At 63.2% G+C, this 16,024-nt stretch carries 17 protein-coding genes; 5 read left to right on the top strand and 12 right to left on the bottom strand.

Going from position 1 to position 16,024, the window contains the following annotated elements; translation table 11 throughout:
- Nucleotides 1-66 precede the first annotated feature (66 nt).
- Nucleotides 67-849 carry a peptidoglycan DD-metalloendopeptidase family protein gene (locus SB753_RS15425; protein ID WP_410800580.1) on the bottom strand — a complete coding sequence of 261 codons (783 nt, stop codon included), beginning with the start codon at nucleotides 847-849 and terminating at the stop codon, nucleotides 67-69.
- Between the two features lie 127 nt (nucleotides 850-976).
- Nucleotides 977-1,288, bottom strand: coding sequence for a cupin domain-containing protein (locus SB753_RS15420; RefSeq protein WP_088175817.1), 312 nt, complete (start codon nucleotides 1,286-1,288; stop codon nucleotides 977-979).
- Nucleotides 1,289-1,542: 254 nt separating this feature from the next.
- Between SB753_RS15420 and SB753_RS15415 the strand changes: the two genes are divergently transcribed.
- Together SB753_RS15415 and SB753_RS15410 are read left to right on the top strand one after the other, a co-directional pair.
- Entirely contained in the window at nucleotides 1,543-1,860 is a 318-nt protein-coding gene (locus tag SB753_RS15415; protein ID WP_020068086.1) for a hypothetical protein, read from the top strand.
- Nucleotides 1,861-2,036: 176 nt separating this feature from the next.
- Nucleotides 2,037-2,840 (top strand): DUF2968 domain-containing protein, encoded by an 804-nt coding sequence (locus SB753_RS15410; protein ID WP_410800577.1) that lies wholly within the window; start codon nucleotides 2,037-2,039, stop codon nucleotides 2,838-2,840.
- A 214-nt stretch (nucleotides 2,841-3,054) separates the two neighbouring features.
- On the opposite strand, the gene SB753_RS15405 is transcribed toward SB753_RS15410, so the two are convergent.
- From SB753_RS15405 to SB753_RS15380, 6 genes are all read right to left on the bottom strand, one after another.
- A complete protein-coding gene (locus tag SB753_RS15405; protein ID WP_410800576.1) occupies nucleotides 3,055-3,384 on the bottom strand; it encodes a DUF4148 domain-containing protein in 330 nt (109 codons plus the stop codon).
- Between the two features lie 264 nt (nucleotides 3,385-3,648).
- Nucleotides 3,649-5,058: an NADP-dependent phosphogluconate dehydrogenase gene (gene gndA / locus SB753_RS15400; protein WP_087753972.1), complete on the bottom strand. Its 1,410-nt coding sequence runs from the start codon at nucleotides 5,056-5,058 to the stop codon at nucleotides 3,649-3,651.
- Nucleotides 5,059-5,201: 143 nt separating this feature from the next.
- Complete coding sequence (locus SB753_RS15395; RefSeq protein ID WP_087753973.1) at nucleotides 5,202-5,831, bottom strand: DUF938 domain-containing protein; 630 nt, start codon at nucleotides 5,829-5,831, stop codon at nucleotides 5,202-5,204.
- 77 nt (nucleotides 5,832-5,908) lie between these two features.
- On the bottom strand, nucleotides 5,909-6,778 hold the full coding sequence (locus SB753_RS15390) for an NAD-dependent protein deacetylase (protein ID WP_087753974.1): 870 nt from the start codon (nucleotides 6,776-6,778) through the stop codon (nucleotides 5,909-5,911).
- Nucleotides 6,779-6,826: 48 nt separating this feature from the next.
- Nucleotides 6,827-7,063, bottom strand: a complete 237-nt coding sequence (locus SB753_RS15385) for an oxidoreductase-like domain-containing protein (RefSeq protein WP_227471261.1) — start codon at nucleotides 7,061-7,063, stop codon at nucleotides 6,827-6,829.
- Nucleotides 7,064-7,165: 102 nt separating this feature from the next.
- Nucleotides 7,166-7,930 (bottom strand): SDR family oxidoreductase, encoded by a 765-nt coding sequence (locus SB753_RS15380; protein WP_088175822.1) that lies wholly within the window; start codon nucleotides 7,928-7,930, stop codon nucleotides 7,166-7,168.
- A 253-nt stretch (nucleotides 7,931-8,183) separates the two neighbouring features.
- Between SB753_RS15380 and SB753_RS15375 the strand changes: the two genes are divergently transcribed.
- A complete protein-coding gene (locus SB753_RS15375; protein ID WP_408172442.1) occupies nucleotides 8,184-9,038 on the top strand; it encodes a polysaccharide deacetylase family protein in 855 nt (284 codons plus the stop codon).
- Between the two features lie 49 nt (nucleotides 9,039-9,087).
- Here the strand turns inward: SB753_RS15375 and SB753_RS15370 are convergent, their stop codons facing one another.
- On the bottom strand, nucleotides 9,088-10,500 hold the full coding sequence (locus tag SB753_RS15370; protein ID WP_408172444.1) for a DUF2252 domain-containing protein: 1,413 nt from the start codon (nucleotides 10,498-10,500) through the stop codon (nucleotides 9,088-9,090).
- 282 nt (nucleotides 10,501-10,782) lie between these two features.
- Between SB753_RS15370 and motA the strand changes: the two genes are divergently transcribed.
- A complete protein-coding gene (gene motA / locus SB753_RS15365; RefSeq protein WP_020068077.1) occupies nucleotides 10,783-11,670 on the top strand; it encodes a flagellar motor stator protein MotA in 888 nt (295 codons plus the stop codon).
- The gene (gene motB, locus SB753_RS15360; protein ID WP_020068076.1) at nucleotides 11,667-12,653 is read left to right on the top strand and encodes a flagellar motor protein MotB; all 987 of its coding nucleotides are present in this window, start codon (nucleotides 11,667-11,669) and stop codon (nucleotides 12,651-12,653) included. Before motA ends, motB begins: the two co-directional genes overlap by 4 nt.
- A 48-nt stretch (nucleotides 12,654-12,701) precedes the next feature.
- On the opposite strand, the gene SB753_RS15355 is transcribed toward motB, so the two are convergent.
- The 3 genes from SB753_RS15355 to SB753_RS15345 form a co-directional block, all read right to left on the bottom strand.
- The gene (locus SB753_RS15355) at nucleotides 12,702-13,511 is read right to left on the bottom strand and encodes an exodeoxyribonuclease III (protein WP_087752129.1); all 810 of its coding nucleotides are present in this window, start codon (nucleotides 13,509-13,511) and stop codon (nucleotides 12,702-12,704) included.
- A gap of 23 nt (nucleotides 13,512-13,534) precedes the next feature.
- Nucleotides 13,535-13,777, bottom strand: a complete 243-nt coding sequence (locus SB753_RS15350; RefSeq protein ID WP_408412983.1) for a hypothetical protein — start codon at nucleotides 13,775-13,777, stop codon at nucleotides 13,535-13,537.
- 131 nt (nucleotides 13,778-13,908) lie between these two features.
- Nucleotides 13,909-16,008 (bottom strand): D-(-)-3-hydroxybutyrate oligomer hydrolase, encoded by a 2,100-nt coding sequence (locus SB753_RS15345; RefSeq protein ID WP_410800572.1) that lies wholly within the window; start codon nucleotides 16,006-16,008, stop codon nucleotides 13,909-13,911.
- Nucleotides 16,009-16,024: the final 16 nt, after the last annotated feature.

Here is a 16,024-nt window from a genome sequence, read left to right as displayed (position 1 = left end):
CAGCCCGCAGTTCAGCCCTCAGTTCAGCCCGCACACAGGCCAGGCTCAAGCGAGGCTCAACTACATCTACCCGCCGGACTTAGGCAGCCATGCGAGCGGATCGACCGGCTGGCCGTTCTGACGAACCTCGAACTGGATCGACGCGACACCGCGGCTATCCACGCCGACTTCGCTGATGGTCTGGCCTTGCGCAACCGCATCGCCTTCCTTGACGAGCAGCGTGCTGTTCTGGCCGTAAGCGGTGATCAGCGAGTCGTCGTGCTTGATGATGATGAGCGGCCCGTACGCCTCGATGCCCGAACCCGCGTAGACCACACGGCCGGTGGCGGCTGCCTTGACGGGGTCGCCCGGTCGTCCGCCGATCACGATGCCGTTCGACCTGCCTGCGGCGAAGGTCTTGAGGATAGGCCCCCGCAACGGCCATTGCAGCACGCCCTGCTGCGGCGCCGCCGCCGTGGGTGCGGCTGGTGCTGAGGGCGCGGCCGGTGCCGCGGGCGTGCTCGGCGCCGCAGCGACGGGCGGCGCCGCGACGCGGCCGGACGCCATCGGCGGAGCAACGCGCAGCACCTGCCCGGGAGCAACGGCCGCGTTGACCGGCAGACCGTTCCAGGTCGCGATGTCCTGCGGCCTGTGCCCATAAGCCGATGCGACTCCGGCAAGCGTATCGCCGGGATTGACGCGATAGAAACCCGCCGGCACGGGCACCGTGCTGAGCGTGGTGGGCCGGGACTGTGTGTTGCCGTAGAACGGCGTGTTGTCCCACGGCGCACTCACGCAGCCGTTGAGTATCACGCCTAGCGCGGCAGTCGCCAGCAAACGGGTCCCCTTCAGTTGCCATGGTCTCATCATGTGATTTGTCCTCGACATTTTTTGGATTCGAGCTTCTGATCGATCGTCTTGATCGATGCCCGTAGCAATTGCCGTACCGCGCGCGGGTCAGCGCACTGCAACCTCGCACATCACCGCGCCTGCAAACTTAAACACTGCCCTCGGCTTCTACCACGAGAATGCGCGCCGGGCCGATCGGATGCGCCACGTGCTCGGTGCCCACGGACGCATAGAACACATCGCCCGTTTCAAGAATTGCCGCCTGCTCCACGCCGTCCTGGCGATAGCGCATCTCGACGCGGCCATCCAGCACGGCGAACACTTCTTCGCCGTCGTTCACGTGCCACTTGTAGGGCTGATCCGTCCAATGCAGACGTGTCGTGATGCCGCCCATGTTGGCAATGTCGAGCGCGCCCCACGGGCGCGTCGCGGTGAAGCTCTTGCTGCGAATGATCTTCATGGTCGCTAACGCATTTGGTAGAGAGAGCGGCCTTTGCGCCAGTCGCAATCGGCCATGGACGCAGCGCACGCCGGGCGCTGCCGGGCAGCTTTTTGAACGCTCATTATAAGTCGCGCGACACGCGCTCCACGCCCAGTCAGCGAGTGCCGCGGCAATGATGTGATCATTGAAACCTCTGGACGCTCACCTATACTCAACCTTGCTGCGCCGACGGGGCGTGGACTGAAACGACCGGATCCCGCATGGAGTCGACGATGAACAAAGCCACATTTCTCGCCGTGCAACTCAATGTCGACGACGTGGCCGCGTCGCCTGGACTGGCCGAATTGTTGAACACGCATCTGGTTTTTGCCGCCGATGTGGCCGAGGCCGCCGACGCACTCGTGCAACTTGCGAGTATCGCGGGATTGTCGGGTGGCGTGGAGGCGCGCGTCGAAATTCCCGCGCTGGCCATCGAGCGTCTGCGTGAGGCGCTCGACATTCTGAGCGGCTACGACGAATCGTGGCTGCTTGCGCTCGAGCCGAGCCACGCGTTATTCGCGGACATAGGCCGGCATCGCACCTTGCATTAGGACTGCGCACGCGGACGACATCCGCAGGCACGCGCAGCCCCGGCGCAACCGTGGCATCCACTCACTCGCGCCGCTGAGCCATTGCTTTTCGCTCACCGCCCAATCCGCCAGTTAGCCGGAACGCTTTATTGCCGGCGCCGTCTGGCCCTTCGGGCGAGTCAACTGGAGGAACCGCCGTGAAAAGTCTCCTTAACCGCCGTAGCGTGCTGGCAGGCCCATCGCATGTCGTCAGGGTCGCGCAGGACAATGCCAGCGCGCCCGTCCCGCCCGACGATACCGACGACGCGTCGCCGGAGACGGCGTCCGACGCGCCGTCCGCGCTTTCGTCAGCACTTTCGTCCGATGCTCCGTCCGCGTTCGCATCCGACCCGGCGCAGGCGGCTGTGGCGCGCGGCGCCGCTCGTCCGGTGTTGACATTGCGGCCCGTGCAGACCGTGCCGTCGCAGGTGAGCGCGCGTGGCGTGCAGATTGCGAATACGGCCGAAGTCGAATGGCTCGCCGAAGAAGAGGCGCTCATGCCGTTTCGCGTGTTTCGCAGCTTCGCGTATTCGGTGAGCCTGCTGTTTCATGCGAAGGAGGTCACGTACTACGTCGCGCTCTATCAGGACGGCGCGCTCTGGCGTGCGTTGAAGGCAGCCGACCTCGAAGCCGCCGAAGCGGCCTTCCATCATTTCGAAGACCAGGCGACGCGGCTCTCGGACTGTGAAACTCGCCGCGCGCAACTGGAGGCGCAGAACGAACAGCTGGCCCGCGAGATCGCTCGCTCTGAAGCGCAAGCCGAACGGCTACGCAGCGATTTGCAGCGGCGTAGCGCACAGGAGCAGGCGGCGTCGAGCCGGCAGCATCAGGTGCGCAAGGAAGTGTCCCAGCTCGAAGCTCAACGCGTGGCGGCGCAGGCGCATCTGAACAAGGCACATCGGCAGATGCAGCAGCTCAATCTGACGAGCAACGAAGCGATTCCACATTTGCCGACTCGTTGAATCGCCCGGTTCCGTCACGAAGAGCGCGAAGAAGGCGCCCGGCGCAGCTCGCTTGCCACGCGCCATGCGTCCTCGAAGCGGTAAACAGAAAAACGCCGTCAAGGCAAAAACCTTGACGGCGTTTTTCTATCGGCGGCCACCTGTCAGTCAGGCGGCGCCTCCGGTTGGCTTCTACGCGAACGGCTGCCCGATTCGGCGCCGCTCGACTGCCAGATTAGTTGCCGAAATAAACCGAGCTACGATCGGTCGTGACCGCACGGCCTGCTTGCGAGCTGCCTGCGATCGGTGCGCCGTAACCGCTGTTGGCTACTTGAGCTGCGGCTTGCGCGGTGCCATTCCGAGCGTCGACACGTGCTTGAGCAGCTTGCAGGTTTTCGGGGTAGTCAACATGGTCGCCGACCGGGTTGTAGCCAGCCTTCTCGAGTTGGACCAGTTCGGCGCGAACTTGAGCGCGCGTGACCGGCTGGTTCGATTGAGCGAACGAAGCGACAGGAGCGGCGAAAACAGCAGCGGCGACGACTACGGCAGAGATAAGAGTCTTCATGATGTATAACCTCCAGAACTTGTTGTGATTCGCTTCGGGCTTTGTGTCCCTAGCGCTTAAGTAGAAGTTTAGGAGCGAGAACATCTAGGGGAAACCCCTAAAACGACGAAACTCTATTCCGGAAATTGCAATAGTCGGTGTCCGAATCCTGTCAGTGTCGAAATGACCGACGCTCGCAGCAATAATGCCGCCGAGGCATTTCAATACCCTGGAACGGCGCGCCCCGGCCTGCGCCGGGCGCGCGCTGCTAGGGGTTACAGCGGTTTAGCTCCAGTTCGCGTGGAAGCTGCCCGGCTTGTCGATACGCTCGAACGTATGGGCGCCGAAGAAGTCGCGCTGCGCCTGCACGAGGTTTGCGGGCAAACGCTCCGAGCGGTAAGCGTCGAAATATGCAACCGCCGACGCGAACGCCGGGACCGGCACGCCCGCATTGATCGCGGCGACGACCACTTCGCGCAACGCTGACTGGTAGTTGCTCGCAATATCGCGGAAGTACGGGTCCAGCAGCAGGTTCGCGATCGTCTTCTCTTTCGTGTAGGCGTCGGTGATCTTCTGCAGGAAGCGCGCGCGGATAATGCAGCCGGCGCGGAAGATCTTGGCAATCGTGCCGAAATCCAGATCCCACTTGTACTCTTCCGAAGCCGCGCGCAACTGCGCGAAACCTTGCGCGTACGAGATCACCTTGCTGAAGTACAGCGCACGGCGCACCGACTCAATGAACGCTTCGCGCTCAGCTCCAAGCGGCTTCGCGCTCGGCCCGTCGAGCACCTTGCTCGCGGCAACACGCTGATCTTTCAGCGACGAAAGCACGCGCGCAAACACGGCCTCCGTAATCAGCGGTAGCGGCGCGCCGAGGTCGAGCGCATTCTGGCTGGTCCACTTACCGGTACCTTTCTGCGCCGCGCGATCCAGGATCACGTCGACCAGATCCTTGCCGGTTTCCTCGTCTTTCTTGCTGAAAATCTTCGAGGTGATTTCGATCAGATAGCTGTCGAGCTCGCCCTGATTCCACTCGGTGTAGACCTTGCCGAGTTCCTCGTTCGACAGGCCGACGACCTGCTTCAGGACCGCATAGCTTTCGGCGATGAGTTGCATGTCGCCGTATTCGATGCCGTTATGCACCATCTTCACGAAATGGCCAGCGCCGTCCGGGCCCATGTAGGCGACGCACGGCTCGCCGTCCGGCGCCTTTGCGGCGATCTCGGTGAGGATCGGCGCAACCAGGTCGTATGCGTCGCGTTGCCCGCCCGGCATGATCGACGGACCTTTCAGCGCGCCTTCCTCGCCGCCCGACACGCCGGTGCCGATAAAGTGCAGGCCGGCCTTCGCCAGCTCCTGGTTGCGGCGGATCGTGTCGGTGAAATGCGTGTTGCCGCCGTCGATCAGAATGTCGCCCTTTTCCAGCAGCGGCTTGAGCGATGCGATGGTCGCGTCGGTCGGCTCGCCGGCCTTGACCATGAGCAGAATGCGGCGCGGTTTTTCCAACGACTCCACGAACTCTTCGAGCGTGAACGCCGGCACCAGCTTCCTGTCCGGATATTCGGCGATGAGTTCGTCGGTCTTTTCGCGGCTACGGTTGTAGACCGACACCGCGTGGCCGCGGCTTTCGATGTTGAGCGCCAGATTGCGGCCCATGACCGCCAGCCCCACCACGCCGATTGCCTGTTTGCCCATGTGAATTCTCCAGTGTCCAAAAGTGTCGTGACGCCGCGCCGGAAATAACGTCGGCCGGACGTCGAGGGTGAAAGCATAAAAGAAATGCCGGTTTGCCGCTCGTTAACGGGCACGCAACACGGCTTTGCGCCCTTTCCGAGCGTTCAATGCGCCTGTGCTTCGCGCTTTCGGAACACGAGGCTGAAATTGTTGGCCGGCATCGCGACCGGCTCGTCGCACGTGAATCCCTCCGATGCCGCGAGCGCCACGACCGCTTCCATGTCGCGCACGCCCCACGCCGGATTGCGGCTTTGCAATTGCCGGTCGAAAGCCTCGTTGCTCGGCGCCGTGTGCGCGCCGCCGCGTTTGTAAGGGCCGTACAGATACAGTACACCGCCACGAGCGAGATGGCGGCTTGCGCCCGCGAACAGCGCTTGCGCAGCGCTCCACGGCGCGATGTGAATCATGTTGATGCAGACCACCGCATCGAGCACGCCTACGCCCCAGTCGGCCTGATGCACGTCGAGGGCAAGCGGCGCGCGCACGTTCGGCGGCGCGCCGTGCGCGATCCATGCAGCAATCGACTCGCGCGCTTGCGCGTCGGCGTCGGTCGGTTGCCAGTCCAGTCCGGGCATCGCGCCGGCAAAGTACATTGCGTGTTGACCCGTGCCGCTCGCAATTTCGAGTACGCGGCCCGTGGCCGGCAACGCCGTGCGCAAGACGGCGAGGATCGGTTCGCGATTGCGCTCGGCGGAGGGCGAATGTTGCCGCATCGACGGAACAGGTTCGGTCATGTGGATGTAGTGTGGATTGTTTGCGTTGAATCGGGTTGCATGGCTTGCATTCGCTTGTCCTGGCACCGAGCCGCAGTTCAATCTACCGCGAGACGGCCGGCCAAAGCGGTCAGCGTATCGGCGCATGGCGCCGCAATTTTCAGCGACAACAGCGGATCGGCGCGCGTACGCCCGAGATTGATCGCGGCGACTGGTTTGCGCTGCTTTTGCGCCCACACGCAGAAGCGATAGCCGGAATAGACCATCAGCGACGAGCCGACCACCAGCACGGCGTCCGCGGCATCGAGCGCATGCGAAGCCGCCTCGACGCGCTCGCGCGGCACACTTTCGCCGAAAAACACCACCGCCGGTTTCAGCAAGCCGCCGCAATTCGTGCACGCCGGAACGCGAAACGCTTCGAGCGCGTGCCATTCGAGATGCGCATCGCCGTCGGCGGCAGTTTCGGCGGTCACGCTCAGCAGCGCGGGATTTTCCGCCTCGAGCGTCTGCTGGATCGACGCGCGCGAATGCTGCGTGCCGCAATCGAGACAAACGACCCCGTCTATGCCGCCGTGCAATTCGATCACGTCGCGGCTACCCGCGCGCTGATGCAATCCGTCGACGTTCTGCGTGACGAGCGTCGGCACATGGCCTGCCGCCTGGAGGCGCGCAAGCGCGACATGTGCGGCGTTGGGCTGCGCCTGTGCAACGACCGGCCAGCCGACCATGCTGCGCGCCCAGTAACGCCGGCGCATTGCGTCCGTACCGAGAAATTCCTGCAGCGTGATGGGCGGCGAGCGCTTCCACTCGCCGTTGTCGTCGCGATAGCCGGGAATGCCGGAATCCGTGCTGATGCCCGCGCCCGTCAGAACGAAGAGCCGTGGATAGCGCTGCACGAAGTCGTGCAGATCGTCGAGGGTGTGCGATTCGTTGAAGGGTTCGAGTGGCGCGGAAAAAAGGTCGGTCATGACGGGATCACTGATGACTGCGGCGGCGTAAAAGCGCGCGACGGTGCTTCACCGGCGCTTGCGCACGCCGCGCTTCGCCGCCGGGATCGGGACCGCCGCACGTTGCGCCTGCCGCGCTTCCCATTCGGCCAGCGCGACCCGGTAGCGCTCCAGCGCGTCGTCATATAGATCGAACACGCACGGACTACAGCCGCTATGGCAACAATCCTCGAGGTCGGGCTGCACCGGCGGTGCGGGCTTTGGATCGTCCACGGCGCTGGCTTGAGGCACGGCTGATGACTTCACGTGAACACGCTCGGAACGCACGCAATGCGAGGCAGCGAAGGCGAAGAAGGAAAGCGCTCAGTATATGTTGATCTCCCGCGCCGCGCTTGGCGCGGGTGGCCGTCAGCCGCGTCCGACGAACGGCATCTTGCTCGCCATGATGGTCATGAACTGGACGTTCGCCGACAGCGGCAATTGCGCCATGTGCAGCACGGCGTCCGCGACATGCTGCACGTCCATCAGCGGCTCGACCGCGATCTCGCCGTTCGCCTGCGGCACGCCGCGCGCCATGCGCTCGGCCATTTCCGTGGCCGCGTTGCCGATATCGATCTGCCCGCACACGATGTCGTATTTCCGGCCGTCGAGCGACACGGCTTTCGTGAGGCCCGTGACTGCGTGCTTGGTCGCTGTGTAGGCAATGCTGTTCGGCCTCGGCGCGTGCGCCGAAATCGAACCGTTGTTAATGATGCGCCCGCCGCGCGGATTCTGCGTTTTCATCAGACCGAATGCCGCCCGCGTGCACAGGAACACACCGGTGAGGTTGGTGTCGACCACCGAACGCCATTCGTTTATATCGAGTTCGTCGATGTCGACCGGCGAGCCGCTGCGCCCGGCGTTGTTGAACAGCAAGTCGAGCCGGCCATAGCGTTCGCGGACCGTGTTGAACAGCGCGTCGACACTGTCCGCGTCCGTCACGTCGCAAGGCACCGCGGCCGCTTCTCCGCCCACGGCGCGCGCCTGCTCGGCTACGGCGTCGAGCGCCGCCTGACGACGGCCCGCAAGCACCACGCTATACCCATGCTCCGCGAGACGTACCGCACATGCACGGCCGATGCCGCTGCCCGCACCCGTTACCAATGCCACCTTTCTGATTCCCGTCACCGTCACCGCTCGTCTCCCTGTTTCATGAATGAAGGGCCGCCCCGCACCATCGCTCCTGCACCATTGTTCGGCACCTGTTTCGAACCATACCGCAGCGGACGGTCGATCACAAATGCCGCCTGCGAGAGCTTCCATCATGCAACCGGCGCGCTTTCATTGCGGTTCCTGTCCGCGAGCTTGCCGGTCCACGCATCAATGGTATCGTTCGACGTTGCGCGCGGTGCCCTGCTTGCCCGCGCAATTACCGGAAGCACGCTTTATGAACCAACTCTCCACGCCCCACGACGCTGGAGCGCCACCGCTGCGCCGGTGGCCTCAGACCGGCTATCCCGCGATGCTCACCGCCACCGCCGCATGGCACGTCTTGGTGCTGGCCGCATGGCTGCTGGCGCCCCGCGCATGGCCGTGGTGGCTCGCCGCGATCTTTGCGAATCACGCTGTATTTACCGTGGCCGGTCTGCTGCCGCGTACGTCGCTGCTGGGTCCGAACTGGACGCGCCTGCCCGCTGCCGCGCGCAACGCGGATGCAATCGCATTGACTATCGACGACGGTCCAGATCCCGTCGTCACGCCGCAAGTACTCGACCTGCTCGATGCGCTGCACGTGCGCGCTACGTTCTTCTGCATAGGAGAAAAGGCGCGGCGTTATCCGCAACTCGCACGCGAGATCGTCGCGCGAGGTCATGCGCTCGAAAACCATTCGCAGGTTCACGTGCACACATTTTCTGTGACGTTTCCCGGCGCGCTTCTGCGCGAGATAGATGCCGCGCAACGCACACTCGAAGAACTCAGCGGCGAGCGGCCCATGTTCTTTCGCGCGCCGGCAGGCCTGCGCAATATTTTTCTGGAGCCGGTGCTGCGCAAGCTAGATTTGCGGCTAGCGGCATGGACGCGCCGCGGCTACGACACACGCGAACGCGATCCGCAAGTCGTCACGCGCAGGCTGCTCGACGGTCTCGCGCCGCGCGACATACTGCTGCTGCACGACGGCAACGCCGCGCTGACCGCCGACGGTAAGCCGCTGATTCTCGCCGTGCTGCCACGTGTCATCGAGGCGGCTCGCAAAAGGAACTTGCGCTTCGTGACGCTACGCGAGGCGAGGGTCGACGCTTGACAGTGTGGATTCACAGCCCTGATTCACAGCGTTGATCCACAGCGTTGCTTCACATGCAAAAATCCGCCGCCATGTCTTCGTCTGAGCGCGCCTCGATAACACCGCTTCGACATGCCTTGACGAAGACATCGTAGTCGCGCTCCACCTGATCGGCGTAAGTCGCCGCGTAAGCTGCCAACGCCTCGGCGAACTGATCGCCGCGCCCGATATACGCGCTCACTTCGACCGCCTGGCCGCTCGCCTTTGCATGGGCACGCGCCATCGCCCAGCCGCATAGCCTCGCGTAACCGTCCAGCAGATCGCTGTCGAACAATTCGATGCTCGCCGACAGCTTCATGTCGCGCAATTGACGGAAGTAGTAATGCCGGCCGAGCGAACTCGTCGCCCAGCCTAAAAAGATGTCGCTCGCGGCCTGCAGCATGCGCTGCCCCTGCACCACGCGCTCGCCTTGATGCTTGACCGGTGGCGACTTGTAGTAGCGGGCGATCACCGACGGCCTCGCTTCCTTGATCTGTACGAAGAGCGGCTTGCCCGTGGGATCGACGAGCAGCACCGCCATGCAGCGCGTCCCCACGCTGCCCACGCCCACTACCTTGAATACGATGTCCTGCACGCTGAACTGACCAAGCAGTTCACGCCGGTCATGCGACATCGTCTTCATGTACTCGCTCCACATGCCGTCGAGTATCTTGTGCCCGTGCGAGCCCTTCAGTTCATCGGTCTCTTCGGATGTGAAGAGCGTGTTCGAGCCGAGCACGTGAAAAAGCGCAGGCGGCGCATCGCGAATCACCCAGCGCTCGCCGTCATGCTCGGCCATCTTTTCGAACAGACTTTCGTGCGTGCGGCTCGCGGCCTTCTCCATGCCGCGGCGCACCGCGCGGCGGCGTTCCGGCGACAGCGCGGTCTCCGCCATGCGGTCGAAGGTAATGCGCTCATACCAGAGTTCCAGCGCGCCGCATTGTGCGTATTGCGCCATGCGATTGCGGTATTCGCTCACGGCGGTCATCACCAGATGCTCGGCTGTGCCGCGACTCAGGCGCATGTGACGCGCGGCCAGCACGAGGCTGGCGGCAAGGCGCTTGAGGTCCCATTCGAATGGGCCCACCGACACTTCGTCGAAATCATTCAGGTCGAAAACCAGCTGGCGCTCGGGCGTCGCGAAGCCACCGAAGTTCATCAGATGCCCGTCTCCGCAGATCGGCATGGTCAGGCCGCTGTCGTGAACCTGGCTTAGATCGTGAGCTTGCAGGTTCGCGGTGCCGCGAAAGAACGTGAACGGCGACACGGCCATGCGCCCATAGCGCAACGGCACGAGGTTCTGCACGCGGCCTTCGCTGCTTTGCTTAATAAGGTCGATTGGATCGCGGTCTAATGCGCCCACCGTTTTATGACTCGACCGCTTCGATTTTTCGCGGGCGGCACGGCCGCGGGCCTCGCGCTCCGCAATGGTGCTGGCTTTCATAGTCATCTTCGTTCGTCTTGAGAGTTCACCGTCGAGGAGCCCTGACGCGGGTCGCACTGCATGCTAGCAGAGCAACCGGTAAAAAGGTGCGGGCGCTTTTACCGATGCCGAATGAATGCGCGAGCGAGCCCTGCAATATTTGAATTCCGGTTGCTTCGCGCTCTTCAGCAATCACCCTTTCGAGCCGTTTACCAGTACATGCGGAAATTCAGTGACGCACGCAAATGCCCTTGACCAGGGCTCATTCTCACAACGTGCGGCGCGCAAGATTATGGAGAATTTATGTTTGTTGCGATTGGCTGGCTGTTGGTGATCGGCTCCGTCCTTGGGAGCTTTCTTGGCGTGGGCGGCCATTTGCCGGCGCTCCTTCAACCGTTCGAATTGCTATGCATTTTCGGCGCGGCAATTGGCGCGTTCGTAGTGAGCAATCCCACTTCGACATTGAAGAAAACCCTCAAGGCGATTCCTAAATGTTTCAAGGGCGGCGGTTACACAAAGGAAAAATATCTGGAGCTGATCGCTCTACTTTATGAGCTGCTTCAGAAGGCACGCAAGGAAGGCATGATGTCGCTCGAAGCCGACGTCTTTGCGCCGGAAGAAAGCGTGATTTTCCAGAAGTATCCGCACGTCCTCGCCGACCATCATCTGCTGGATTTTATCGTCGACTATTTGCGCATGATGTCGGGCGGCAACGTCAACGTGCTCGAAGTACAGGACCTGATGGATGAAGAACTGGCCACGCATCACGCGGAAGCTTCGGTGGCAGCCAATGCAATCCAGAAGATGGCCGACGGCCTTCCTGCATTCGGCATCGTTGCCGCCGTGATGGGCGTGGTTCACACCATGGGTTCGGTCGGCGCGCCGCCCGCCGTGCTCGGCGAGATGATCGCGGGTGCACTGGTCGGAACGTTCCTCGGCATTCTTCTCGCATATGGCTTTATCGGTCCGCTCGCCGATCTGCTCAACGCAAAGGGCCGTGCCGAAGCGAAGCCGTTCCAATGCGTGAAGGCGGTGCTGCTTGCCTCGCTGTCGGGCTATGCACCGCCCATCGCCGTGGAGTTTGGCCGCAAGGTGCTGTTCACCGCCGATCGCCCGAGCTTCCAGGAACTCGACGACGCCGTGCGCGCGACCAAATCGCCGAAGCCGGCCACCGAGGGAGCCGCGTCATGACGCAAAGAAGGTCACGCGGCTCCCAGGACGAAGCGCCGCCGCCGATCATCGTGCGCCGCTCGAAAAAGGGCGACGACCACGGTGGGCATCATGGCGGCGCGTGGAAGATTGCGTATGCCGACTTCGTCACTGCGATGATGGCGTTCTTCCTGCTGATGTGGCTGCTCGGCTCGACGTCGAAGTTCGACAAGCAAGGCATCGAAGATTACTTCAACACGCCGTTATCAAGCCTGCTCGGCGGCAACGAAGGCACGGCCGCAGCACGGCCGAGCATCGTGCAAGGCGGCGGCCGCGACATCTCGGACACGCGCCCCGGCGACGGCAAGAAAACCCAGATCGAACCCGCCACTCCTGTGAACGTGGCGCCGACCGTCGCGCCCGCAGACACGGCCCGCTTGCAGCAACTGAAAGAGAAGCTGGTCTCGTTGATCGAACAGAGTCCTGCGTTAAAGGCCTTCAAGGACCAGATCCGCATTTCGATCACCAACGAAGGACTGCGCATCGAGATCGTCGATTCGCAGAACCGCCCGATGTTCGCATCGGGAAGTCCGAAACTGCAGAGCTACGCGGTCGCGATACTGACGCAGATCGGCGCCGCGCTCAACGACGTCGAGAACCGGATCTCGATCGCGGGGCACACCGACGCCGTGGCATACACAGGCGGACCGGTAGGCTATTCGAACTGGGAGCTTTCTTCCGAGCGCGCGAATGCCGCGCGGCGCGCGCTGGTGGCAGGCGGCATGCACGTCGAAAAGCTGTTGCAGGTACGCGGTCTTGCTGATGTACTGCCGCTCAACAGCAATGTCGTGGACGAACCGACCAATCGGCGCATCAGCATTCTCGTGATGAACAAGGCCGCGGAGCAGGCGTTCTTCCACGACGGCGGACGTACGTCGATCGATGAAAACGTGCCTGCCAGCTCGGCTATCCCGGCTGTCGCGGCGCGCATGCATCCGGCTCCGGGCGCAACGATAGTTCGCTAGCGTTACCCCGCGCATCGATGCGTCACCGCCAGTCGCAAGACGCGTGCTTCAGCTGCGTGTCTTGCGACGCGACGCGCCCATGTCCAACTCGACCCATGTCGGCGCATGGTCGCTCGCATGCGGCTCGCCGCGCACCCAGCGGTCCACGCCCGCGTCGCGCAAGCGCGGCGCGAGGTCCGGGCTCAGCAGAATATGGTCGATGCGCAAGCCGGAGTTGGTGTCCCAGTGCCGGCGGAAATAATCCCAGAACGTATAGACCCGCTCCTCGCCGAAATGCGTGCGCAGCGAATCCGTCCATCCCTGTGCGACGAGACGCCGGTAGCGCTCGCGGCTTTCCGGCTGCAACAGCGCGTCTTTCAGCCATGAGCGCGGATTGTAGATGTCTTCGTCGGTAGGCACGACGTTGAAGTCGCCGGCCAGCACGACCGGATGTCCGCTCTTGAGCAGCTTCGCCGCATGGTCGATCAGATGGTCGAACCACTTGAGCTTGTACTCGAACTTCGGACCGGGCTGCGGATTGCCGTTGGGCAGATAGAGGCAGCACACCAGCACGCCGTCGACGGCCGCTTCCAGATAGCGGCTATGCGTGTCCTCTTCGAAGCCCGGCAAGCCACGGCGGCTTTCGAGCGGCGGCTCGCCCTTCGACAGAATCGCCACACCGTTCCACGCGCTCTGGCCGTGCCAGATGGCGTGGTAGCCCGCTTCGCGCAATGCGTCGGCGGGAAACGCGCTATCGGCGGCCTTCAGTTCCTGCAAGCAGACAATGTCAGGCGCTTCGCGCTCCAGCCATTGCAGCAACGCGGCCTGGCGCGAACGGATTCCGTTGATGTTGAATGTCGCAATGCGCAGCCTCGCCACGACGGTTCCTCCTGCAACGCAAGTTATTTCGACGCCGGTCCCGACACGGCGTCGGCCGCCTCATCGCACCATTCGATTGCCCACGACCTTGCGCAGGCGATCGCATCGGCCTCGTTCGAGAAAGCGTCGATGTCGCCGGAATCGTGCGACCGGAAATGCTCGTTTTTCCGCGGTATGCGAGTGATTTTCGCGCGCGCGTAGTAGACGCCTTCGTCGGCGTGGCGTGCGCGGCAATCGATGTGGAAATGCTTGTAGTCGAACTGCATCGGCTGTCCTCTGAACGCGCTTGATTCCGAATACAGGTAGCATCGTTCATACCCGGCCTGGTATTCAAACTAGCGGCCACACGCGCGATCAGACACCGCGCGCGTGGTCCGCTATCGACACACAGCCACCATCAGTTCGGCACGTTCACCACCCCGTTCGACACCGTGATGGCATTGCCGCCAGGGTTGGCCGCAATCGCCGGCAAGTTGGCGACGGTCAATACGGGTGCAGCGCCCGGTGAGCCGCCGCGCGGCACCGTATGAACCACTTGAGACGGCGGCAGCGGCGTGCCGCTCTTCAGATGACTCCACATCAGATTGAGTGCCTGAATGTTGTAGTAATGCAGCGGTACGAAGCGGTTGTCGAAGCCCGCCACGCCGAGGAACGCGTCGAAGTGCTGGCCGTTCGTGATTTCATAGAACGAGAGCTTGCTCGCGCCGCCTTCGAGCAGCTGGTTCGTTGCGACATAGGGCCGCGACGCATGATTGATCGGCACCAGCGCATCGGCCCGGCCTTGCACGATGATGGTGGGCTTGCCATGCAGGTTAGCATTCACCTTGATCGCTTCAACGCTCGTTGTCAGCGTGCCGTTGGTCCACAGCGTACGCAGGCAGGCTGCGCCCGCATAGCTTGCGTCGACGGTTGCGAGCCGGTGGTCGAATGCGCCCGCCGTGCCCGCGTTGTAGACGAGGTTGATACCGTTGGTGGGCGGCACACCATTGCCATTGCCGAACACAGTGAGCATGGGCGATACAGCCGGCGTCACGCCCGCCGCGCCCGTCGAACTCGTCGTGCCGAAGCTGAAGTTGCACAGGTTCGCGCTCACGCTCGCTCTCGCATAAGCGTTCGCGTAAGTCACGGCGACGGCGGGCACCGCCTGCGAATCCCACATCGGCGCATGGAGCACGTCGGAGTCGGTCTCGTAGCCGTTCTGATGCAACAGCGCGAGCGCATTGGTTGCCTGGGTGACGGTGTCCGCCCCCGCGATCACACCGTTGGCCGCGAGCGCCGCGCATCGCGCGGTGCGAATCGCGGTGGTCGTGGCAAGCGGCAGCGCCGTCAGATACGGCGCGCCGACTGCGGCAGGCGCGAGCGCTGCGCAAGGCTCAAGCAGATTCGCGAGCGTCATGTAATCCGCAAGCGGCTTGCCGAATGCGCCGACGGGCACACCGCCCTGAGTCACCGAGACTTGCGAGGGCACGCGCACGTTGATCTGCGGCTCGCCGACTACCACTGCGGTAATGAGTCCGGAGGTATCCTGCTCGGCGGCTGCGAGCGACGCGCCGCCGCCGTTGCTCACCGATGCCGCGATCGTCGTGATGCTGCCCTGGTTATAGCGTACCGTGCGCGTCGAGCCGTTCAACGTTCCATACGAATCGTTGAGTGCCCAATACGCGAACTTGATCGCCTGCAACGTGTTCTTGCCCCAGTCCTGCTCCGGGTTCTGCTGCGAGTGCGCGTGCTTGAACGCGTACCGGTTAGGGAACTGGCTGTTGTAGGTGGCGGCATCCGTGTTGCCCAGGTTGGCCGTGAAGAGGCTCGCGTTGCCTGCGGCATTCGCGTCCTGCAACGTGCCGTCGATCAGCGTCACGCGATTCGTCGACAGTTCGTGCGCGCCGTTGCCCGAGCCTTTGTCCGTGTAGGCGACCGCGCAGCCGCGCTTGAGACCCCACTCGCCGGCCGCGGAGATCGCGCCATACACGCCGCGAGAACCCGATGACGTTGCCGTGACGATGCACGGTTGATCCGCATTGAAGCTCGCCGGAATTTGCACGAGCACGCTGACATTCTGCTTACCGCTGCCGTCGTCTGCGAAAGCGAGGTATTCCTTGCCCGCTATCTTTCCTTCGCCCAACGTGTCGTTGCCGTTCACATCGACATTGGGACCCCAGAAGCGCCCATAGCCGCCATTGCTACTCATGTCGACGAGCGCGCGATAGTTCGACCAGATCGCGAGTCGGCGCAGTTCCGCCGCTGTCGGTTGCGCGGCGTTGGCAATCGCGGGAGCAGTGGCTGAAGCGAGGCCAGTTTTACCGAGTCCGGCCGTGAGCAGGTCGTCACTATTGCCGTCATATGACTGTGTCCTGACGGTGCCCGCGATGAAGCTGGGAAGGACGTTGGCTTGCGGCTGCGGCGTGCTGTCGTCGTGGTCGCCGTGGCAGGCGCTCACACCGAGAGCGACAACGATTGCAAGGGGAAGCGCGTGCCCGACTCCAATGGGTGATCTCATATGTGCTGTCTCCGTT

Source organism: Paraburkholderia sp. SIMBA_053 (assembly GCF_046534895.1).
GTDB lineage: Bacteria > Pseudomonadota > Gammaproteobacteria > Burkholderiales > Burkholderiaceae > Paraburkholderia > Paraburkholderia caledonica.
Note: the sequence above shows the minus strand (reverse complement) of the source record. Positions and strands in the feature narration are given on the sequence as shown.